This is a genomic window from Pseudomonas sp. MPR-R2A5, from assembly GCF_058793055.1.
In genome coordinates this window covers 1-7705 of sequence record NZ_JBXAFK010000099.1, presented here as the reverse complement: position 1 = coordinate 7705, position 7705 = coordinate 1, and the positions used below count along the sequence as shown (strand labels likewise).

The window sequence follows — 7705 nt, the reverse complement described above, 5'->3', positions numbered from 1 at the left end:
TGGTGGGGCAAGAGCCCTTTTGGTTACTTTTGGGGCTCTTTTCCAAAAGTGACCCGCTGTAAGAGCGGAACCGCCAGCCGCCATTACCGCAGCAACGGATATGCCCCCCAACCCGCAAGTAGCCATTAACGCTGCAACGGATACATACCCCAATCCCCCTACCAAACCAACCCCAAAACCTGCCGATACCGCTCCACCCCCTGCGCCGTCTGCCGCACCAGACTCACCTCCAACCCCAACGGATCCTCCCGCCGATTCCCACTCAACTGCCGCCACCCCTTATCCGCCTCCCACACCCGCACCTGCAGATCACTGACCCCCGTCAACACCACCACCCCATCCTTCGCCGCCGGCAACGGAAAGCGATCCCGCGCCGGCGCGACCGCGCGGTACAGGTTGTCGCCCTTGAGCCACCAACGCACCCGCTGCAACCCATCCCCCGCGACCGGCGCACTGCGGATCACATCCAACCGAAACCCCTTGCTGTCGGAACTGCGCACCGTCACCGCCGCCAACCCGTCCGATGGGGCCGCGCGGTCTTTCGGCGGGTTCAGTTCCACACTGGCGCGCAGGCTGACGTCGCGCTGCAACTGGTTCAACGCCCGCAACACCGCCTCGGTCTGTTCCGTGCTCGCCTGCAAGTGCTGATCGGCCCGGTTAACGCTGTCGAGCCCCCGCCAGGCGATCAGGCTGACCAGCGCCATAAGCATGATCGCCACCATCACCTCGATCAGCGTAAAACCCTTCTGCGATGGGTTCATGGCTGGCTCACCACGCGCATCAAGCCCGCAGCATCGCGTTGCAGGCTGAGACGGTGTTGCCCGTCAGACAGCACCACACGCACGGGCGGGTTGATCCATTCGGCGTTGAGCACCAGGGTTTGCCGCGGCTCGATGTTGATTTGCATCGGGGTGCTCTCCCACAGGCGCGGGCGCAGTTGGGCGTCGCCCTGGAAGGCTTCCACGCCCAGGCCGTCCTCGCTGGGGCGGTTGAAGCGAAAGCCCTTGGCGTCGGCGCGCCAGGTGATCGGGCGGCCGTCGGCGCGGGCTTCGGCCTGGGCCACTTGCAGCAGTTGGCTCAGGCGTTCGGCGTCTTTGCGCAGCAGCTGCAGTGGGTCGGGCTTGATGGTCAGGCTGATGGCGGCGCTGGCGATGCCGATGATCACCAGCACCACCATCAGTTCGATCAGGGTAAAGCCATGCTGTTTCATGGTGGCGTACCTGGAAAGCTGGCGAGGTTATGAAATAAAAACGTGCGAATTGGCCTGTAGGCTGGTGCCATGGACAAACAGGAGGTCCTTCCCATGGCATTTGCCCTTCGTTTTTCACCGGCCCATGGCGTACAGGCCCTGGGCGTGCTGGCGGCGTTGGCCGGCGTTGCGGTATGGACGCCGCTGCTGCTCACCTCGGCCGAATCCCATACGCCCCAGGTTGCGCCCCAGGCGTTGGCGGCGCGCAGTGATAACCCCGCGCTGCAATGGTTCTCCACGGTGCCGGCGGCGGTGCAGGTCAAGGTTTCGGGGGTGCTGGCCGGGGCGCGTGGTGCGGTGGCGATCCTCAGCCTCAACGAGGGCCCGCCGCGCAGCTTTTTACTCGGCGAGCACCTCAGCCCCGGCGTGCGCTTGACGGCCATCGCGGGTGACAGCGTCGAGATCGAGCGCGCGGGCGAGAAGGTGCGCGTGCCCCTCGACACATTGCCGCAGGCGCCGGCCTTGCCACGGTTCACTCGGCCTTGACCTGCGGCCTGGCCAGCGAAGTCTCCAGGCGGGCCAGGGGTGGTGCGTCGCGGCTGGCGTCCAGCACTTGCACATTGACCTGCAACAGCCGGTTATCGGGGCCGATGCTGATGGTTTGTTCGCAGCGCAGTTTCAAGCGCCCCTGATCACACGTGAACGTCCTCTTGCCGGGGCTCGAACGCCCCTCCAGGCGCAATTCCGCCAGGCGACTGTGTGCCGCCAGCAACGCCATGGACTTGTCGCGCAGCAGGCCGTTGCTCTGGGTCATCAGCCCGGCCACGCGCACGGCGGCGGCCATGGCCACGGCGATGATCGCCAGCGCCACCAGCACTTCTATCAAGGTAAAACCTTGCGCGTTGCGACGGCCGTACATGGCGCTCTCAAAGCCGGAAAACAGGCCCGCAGACTAGCGCCGCGAGTTGACCGATTGGCGACCGAAGCTCCCGAGGATTTTCAATACGACTGACATGTGTTCTTGCAACACTGCGCCACGAAACGCACTCAAGCCAAGGAATGTCGAGATGGATATCGCGCGCCTAACATCCCCCACGCCAGGCCCTCGCGGGCAACGTGGCTTTACCCTGATCGAGATCATGGTGGTGGTGGTCATCCTCGGGATCCTCGCGGCCATGGTGGTACCCAAGGTGCTCGACCGCCCGGACCAGGCGCGGGCTACCGCCGCGAAACAGGACATCGCCGGGTTGATGCAGGCGCTGAAACTCTATCGCCTCGACCACGGCACTTACCCCACCATGAACCAGGGTCTCAAGGTGCTGGTGGAACGCCCGGCCGATGCGAAGAACAGCAACTGGCGCGCCTACCTCGACCGCCTGCCCAACGACCCGTGGGGCCACCCTTATCACTACCTCAACCCGGGCGCCAACGGTGAGGTCGATGTGTTCTCCCTGGGCGCCGACGGCCAACCGGATGGCGAAGGCGTCAATGCCGATATCGGCTCCTGGCAGTTGTAAGGCGCGCCATGAAACGGTATTCGTCCGCAGCGGCGAAGCAGCGCGGCATGGCGATTATCAGCGCCTTGCTGATCGCCGCGGTGGTGGCGGTGATCGCCGGCGGCATGCTCACGCGCCAGACCGTCTTTACCCGCGGCCTGGAAGCCGAACAGTTGCGTGTGCAGGGCCAATGGCTGTTGCAGGGTGGCCTGGAACGCAGCCGTCAGCTGCTCTGGGCGGCGCGCCAGAAGGACGTGCTGACGCGCCTTGACCAGCCCTGGGTGCGCATCCAGGCCGGCGTGTTCGAGGGGCGGATCGACGATGAACAGGGCAAGTTCAACCTGCGCAACCTGGTTAACCGCGAACAGCTTGACGCCGAGCAATTGCACAGCTTCGAGCGCCTGTGCCGCACCCTTGGCGTGGACCCGGCCGTCAGCCGCCGCATCAGCCAACGGGTGATCGCTTCCTACGCACAAAAGGGGTTGCCCGCCAAATACCCGATGCTGCGCAGCCTCGACGACCTGAGTGGCCTCGAAGGCCTGACCCCCGAGGTGTTGCAGCGCTTGCAGGCCTACATCAGCGTGCTGCCTGGCAATACCTGGGTCAACGGCAACACCGCCAGCGCCGAAGTGCTCAGCGCGGTGGTGCCGCAGCTCAGCCTGTCCCAGGCCCATGGGCTGGTGGCCGAGCGCGACAATGGCCATTGGTTTATCAACCGTGGGGATTTCGTCAACCGTCTGCACTTGCCCCAGGTGGCGGTGGATTCGGTGCAAGTGGGCATTACCAGCGAGTGGTTTCGCCTGCAGGGCCAGGCGCGGCGCGAGCGCCGTCGAGTGACGATCGACGCGTTGTTGCATCGCCCCGAAGACCGTGAACCCAAGGTGATCTGGTCGCGGGTGGGCGTATGAAACGCTTGCGCATTGGCTTGCCGCCGCTGGACCAGGTCAACGCTGAAAGCCGGGTGAAATTTGCCTGGCTCGACCGCGGCGTGGTGGTGTCCGAAGGGCATGAAAGCCTGGCGCAATTGGGCAAGAGCCGGCAGGCCGTGGACTGTTTTCTGCACCCGCGTGACAGCCTGCTCACCAGCCTTGAGCTGCCGCCATTACCCGCTGCAAAAACCCATGCGGCGGTGACCTGTGCGGCGCAGGCGTTGATCCTCGGCGCGTTGGACCAGATGCACGTGGCCCACGGCCCGCGCGACAGCCAGGGGCGTGTCCAGGTGGGCTGGGTGCCCAAGGCCGGCCTGGAACAGTTGGCCCAGGTACTGGCGCAGGTCCAGCTCAAGCTGCGTGGCCTGTACCCGGCGCCCTATGCCTTGCCGGTAGGCGCTGCGGCGTTGGACGACGGGTATCTGTTGACCCGCGATAGCCTGCAACAAGGGACGGTTCATCCGTTGGGATTGCAGGCGCTCGATCTGCCGCTGGTGGACGCCACCCAACGCTGGACTGGCGCGCTGCCCGGCTGGGGCCTGCACGGCCACCTCAATCAAACGGCCAGCGGTGGTTGGGGCAGGGCGCTGGCCTGTGTCGCCCTGGCCACCGCCATCTGGACCCTCGGCCTGAACCTCTACGCGGCGCGCCAAGTGGACGAAGGCCAACGGCTCAAGGCCCTGATGAGCCAGCAGGTACGCCAGGCATTCCCCGAATTGCCGGTGGTGCTCAACCCCTTGCAGCAGGCCCGCCAACAGCTGGCCGCGCGGCAAACCGGCGCGGCGGCCGACCCTGGCCAGCGCTTTACCAGCCTGTTGCAGATCGGCGGCAGCAACTTGCCGTTCATGGTGGGCAGCGTCGACAGCCTGGTTTTCGAACAAGGGCGCTTGCACCTTGGGTTGCTGACCGACACTCACAGCCCGACGCTGCCAGGCGAGGCGCAGGCCGCGTTGGCCCAGGCCGGTTTTACCGCGACCCGCGATGACCACGGCTGGACCCTTGGCCTGGCGCAACCGGCAGAGCAAGCGGGAGCCAGCGATGAATAAGTGGCGCCGTCTGCGTAGCCAGGCCCAGGGCTTCTGGCGCGGCCTGGCCCTGCGTGAACAACGCCTGCTCAGCGGCGCCAGCCTGGTCCTGGCGGGCATGCTGACCTGGCTGGTGCTGGTGCAGCCTGCGTTGAAGAAGATCGACTACTGGCAGGCCGAAACCCCGAAATTGCGCGCCCAAGCCGCCGCCTTGCAAGTGCTGTTACAGGGCGTCGCGGCGCCTCGGCACGCCGACGAAAGCGCACTGCGCCAGGCCCTGGACAGCGCCGGCCTGCAAGGCCGCTATCAGTTGCAGGCCCTGGAAACCGGTGGCTGGCGCCTGACCTTCGACAACGCCCCGGCCGATGCCGTGGTGGACTGGTTGCTGGGCAACCCCCGTGCATTTTCCCTGGAGGTGTCCGAGGCGCGCTTGCAGCGTAGCGCGGACGCCGTCGACAACTCGGCCGGCACTGTGTCCGGGACCGTTCGCATGGATCAGGCGCTTGGCGCTAAGGAAGCTTCATGAAGTGGTCAGTCCCCAACCCCGCGCCTTTTCGAAAGGTCGCGCCGCTGCTGTTACTGGCCTTGAGCGCGTGCAGCCATAACCCGCCGCCCGACACGCCGTTGCTGGTGGACAGCGAGCTTGGCCAGCCCTTGGCCGACACCCGGCGCAGCGGCGAAACCATGCTCGATCGCCAGCGCGAACCGGCGCCCACGCCGCGCGTCCAGCACCCGCTGACCAACAGTGCCCGTGCTCATGCCCCGACCACCGTCAAGGCGCGCAACCCGCTGGGCGATCAGCCGGTGCAACTGAATTTCGTCGACGCCGATATCCAGGCCGTGGTGCGTGCGCTGTCCCGTGCCACCGGTCAGCAATTCCTGGTCGACCCACGGGTTAAAGGCAACCTGACCCTGGTCAGCGAAGGCCAGGTGCCGGCGCATCAAGCCTATGACATGCTGTTGGCGGCGTTGCGCATGCAGGGGTTCAGCGTGGTCGACGTCGGCGGTGTGGCCCAGGTGGTGCCCGAGGCCGATGCCAAGTTGCTCGGCGGGCCGATCTACAGCGCCGGCAGCAGCGGCATGCAGACGCGGACCTTTCGCCTGCAATATGAAAACGCGGTGAACCTGATCCCAGTGCTGCGCCCCATCGTGTCGCCGAACAACCCGATCAACGCCTATCCCGGCAACAACAGCATCGTCATCACCGACTACGCGGAAAACCTCGCGCGGGTGGCGCAGATCATCGACGGCATCGATACCCCCGGCGCCATCGACACCGACGTGGTGAAGGTGCAGAACGGCATTGCCGTGGACATCGCCACCATGGTCAGCGAACTGCTGGATACCCAGGGCGCCGACCAGACCCAGAAGATCAACGTGGTCGGCGACCCACGCTCCAACTCGATCATCATTCGCGCCGGCAGCCCCGAGCGCACCGAGCTGGCGCGCAACCTGATCTACAAGCTCGACAACGCCCAGAGCAACCCGAGCAATATGCACGTGGTGTACCTGCGCAACGCCCAGGCGGGCAAGCTGGCGCAGTCGCTGCGCGGCTTGCTCACCGGCGAGAGCGAGTCGGGTGTCAGCGAGGAAGCGCGGGGCAAGCTCAGCGCCATGGGCGGCACTGGCCAGACGACCCAGGGCAACACCACCACGCAGAACAGCAGCGGCACGCCCACCGGCAGCGGCGTACCGTCCGCGTATGGCCAGACCGGCACCACCGGCACCAGCGCCAACGGCAGCACCGCCAGCGATCAGAACACCGCGTTCAGCGCCGGCGGCGCGACCATCCAGGCTGACGCCACCACCAACACGTTGCTGATCTCCGCGCCCGACCCGCTGTACCGCAACCTGCGCGAAGTGATCGACATGCTCGACCAGCGCCGCGCCCAGGTGGTGATCGAAAGCCTGATCGTCGAAGTCGGCGAAGACGACGCCAGTGAATTTGGCGTGCAATGGCAGGCTGGCAACCTGGCGGGCAAGGGCGGCTTCGGCGGCGTCAACCTGGGCGGCAGCGGGGTCAATGGCACACCCACCAGCAAGACCAGCATCGACGTATTGCCCAAGGGCCTGAATATCGGCCTGGTCAATGGCACCGTGGACATCCCCGGCATTGGCAAAGTGCTCGACCTCAAGGTGCTGGCCCGGGCGTTGAAGAGCAAGGGCGGTACCAATGTGCTGTCGACGCCGAACCTGCTGACCCTGGACAACGAAGCCGCGAGCATTTTTGTCGGGCAGACCATTCCGTTCGTCACCGGCAGTTATGTGACGGGCGGCGGTGGCACCAGCAATAACCCGTTCCAGACCGTGCAGCGTGAAGAAGTGGGGCTCAAGCTGAATGTGCGCCCGCAGATCTCCGAGGGCGGCACGGTGAAGCTGGATATTTACCAGGAGGTCAGCAGCGTGGATTCCCGGGCTTCGGTGGCGGCGGGCACGGTGACCAACAAGCGCGCGATCGATACCAGCATCTTGCTGGACGACGGGCAGATCATGGTGCTTGGCGGGTTGTTGCAGGATGGCTATAGCCAGAGCAATGACGCGGTGCCTTGGCTCTCGGATATTCCGGGGTTGGGGGCGTTGTTTCGCAATGAAAAGCGCAGTGTGAGCAAGACCAATTTGATGGTGTTTTTGCGGCCTTACATTATTCGTGACGGTGGGGCGGGGCGCAGTATTACGTTGAATCGGTATGAGTTTATGCGCCGGGCGCAGGGTGGGTTGCAGCCGGAGCGTAGTTGGGCGATGCCGGATGTGCAGGCGCCGCAGTTGCCTTCGGTGGAGAAGGCGATTCCTGGGGCGCAGCAACAGCAGCAGGGGCCGCGGGCGGTGATTCGGGCGGTGCCGGTTTCTGGTTCTGGGGGGAGGCCGTGAGTGTTTTGATGGTGTACATATCCGTTGCTGCGGTAATGGCGGCTGGCGGGTTGGGGTACATATCCATTGCTGCGGTAACGGCCACCTATGGTTCCGCTCTTACAGCGGGTCACTTTTGGAAGGACCTGTATGGACCGGACACATGGTTGACGGGTGTGCGGGGACATGGTGGACACTTTTCGGCGAGCCAATTTCGCC

The 7705-nt window shown here is 65.2% G+C and carries 9 protein-coding genes; 6 read left to right on the top strand and 3 right to left on the bottom strand.

Annotated elements, in window-relative coordinates; translation table 11 throughout:
• Nucleotides 1-158: 158 nt before the first annotated feature.
• Together AC1Q6I_RS34535 and gspH are read right to left on the bottom strand one after the other, a co-directional pair.
• Nucleotides 159-761, bottom strand: a complete 603-nt coding sequence (locus AC1Q6I_RS34535; RefSeq protein ID WP_024074805.1) for a type II secretion system protein GspJ — start codon at nt 759-761, stop codon at nt 159-161.
• Entirely contained in the window at nt 758-1210 is a 453-nt protein-coding gene (gspH, locus tag AC1Q6I_RS34530; RefSeq protein WP_024074806.1) for a type II secretion system minor pseudopilin GspH, read from the bottom strand. Before gspH ends, AC1Q6I_RS34535 begins: the two co-directional genes overlap by 4 nt.
• Before the next feature lie 93 nt (nt 1211-1303).
• Here gspH and AC1Q6I_RS34525 point away from each other — a divergent pair, with 93 nt between their 5' ends.
• Entirely contained in the window at nt 1304-1735 is a 432-nt protein-coding gene (locus AC1Q6I_RS34525) for a type II secretion system protein N (protein WP_102625741.1), read from the top strand.
• Here the strand turns inward: AC1Q6I_RS34525 and gspI are convergent.
• On the bottom strand, nt 1722-2108 hold the full coding sequence (gspI, locus tag AC1Q6I_RS34520) for a type II secretion system minor pseudopilin GspI (RefSeq protein WP_102625740.1): 387 nt from the start codon (nt 2106-2108) through the stop codon (nt 1722-1724). The genes AC1Q6I_RS34525 and gspI overlap by 14 nt on opposite strands.
• Nucleotides 2109-2256: 148 nt before the next feature.
• Between gspI and gspG the strand changes: the two genes are divergently transcribed.
• The 5 genes from gspG to gspD are packed head-to-tail and all read left to right on the top strand — an operon-like array spanning nt 2257 to nt 7507.
• Nucleotides 2257-2706, top strand: coding sequence for a type II secretion system major pseudopilin GspG (gspG, locus tag AC1Q6I_RS34515; RefSeq protein ID WP_024074809.1), 450 nt, complete (start codon nt 2257-2259; stop codon nt 2704-2706).
• Nucleotides 2707-2714: 8 nt separating this feature from the next.
• Entirely contained in the window at nt 2715-3593 is an 879-nt protein-coding gene (gene gspK, locus AC1Q6I_RS34510; RefSeq protein ID WP_102625739.1) for a type II secretion system minor pseudopilin GspK, read from the top strand.
• The gene (gene gspL / locus AC1Q6I_RS34505) at nt 3590-4660 is read left to right on the top strand and encodes a type II secretion system protein GspL (protein WP_102625738.1); all 1071 of its coding nucleotides are present in this window, start codon (nt 3590-3592) and stop codon (nt 4658-4660) included. The genes gspK and gspL overlap by 4 nt, the downstream gene beginning before the upstream one ends.
• A complete protein-coding gene (locus tag AC1Q6I_RS34500) occupies nt 4653-5165 on the top strand; it encodes a type II secretion system protein M (RefSeq protein WP_102625737.1) in 513 nt (170 codons plus the stop codon). The genes gspL and AC1Q6I_RS34500 overlap by 8 nt, the downstream gene beginning before the upstream one ends.
• Complete coding sequence (gene gspD, locus AC1Q6I_RS34495) at nt 5162-7507, top strand: type II secretion system secretin GspD (RefSeq protein WP_102625736.1); 2346 nt, start codon at nt 5162-5164, stop codon at nt 7505-7507. The genes AC1Q6I_RS34500 and gspD overlap by 4 nt, the downstream gene beginning before the upstream one ends.
• Nucleotides 7508-7705 lie beyond the last annotated feature (198 nt).

Bases quoted from the DNA above. Each gene is read 5' to 3' on its own strand.
- gspL (WP_102625738.1), top strand. From the start codon at position 3,590: ATGAAACGCTTGCGCATTGGCTTGCCGCCGCTGGACCAGGTCAACGCT.
- AC1Q6I_RS34525 (WP_102625741.1), top strand. From the start codon at position 1,304: ATGGCATTTGCCCTTCGTTTTTCACCGGCCCATGGCGTACAGGCCCTG.
- gspH (WP_024074806.1), bottom strand. From the start codon at position 1,210: ATGAAACAGCATGGCTTTACCCTGATCGAACTGATGGTGGTGCTGGTG.
- gspK (WP_102625739.1), top strand. From the start codon at position 2,715: ATGAAACGGTATTCGTCCGCAGCGGCGAAGCAGCGCGGCATGGCGATT.
- gspI (WP_102625740.1), bottom strand. From the start codon at position 2,108: ATGTACGGCCGTCGCAACGCGCAAGGTTTTACCTTGATAGAAGTGCTG.
- gspG (WP_024074809.1), top strand. From the start codon at position 2,257: ATGGATATCGCGCGCCTAACATCCCCCACGCCAGGCCCTCGCGGGCAA.
- AC1Q6I_RS34500 (WP_102625737.1), top strand. From the start codon at position 4,653: ATGAATAAGTGGCGCCGTCTGCGTAGCCAGGCCCAGGGCTTCTGGCGC.
- AC1Q6I_RS34535 (WP_024074805.1), bottom strand. From the start codon at position 761: ATGAACCCATCGCAGAAGGGTTTTACGCTGATCGAGGTGATGGTGGCG.
- gspD (WP_102625736.1), top strand. From the start codon at position 5,162: ATGAAGTGGTCAGTCCCCAACCCCGCGCCTTTTCGAAAGGTCGCGCCG.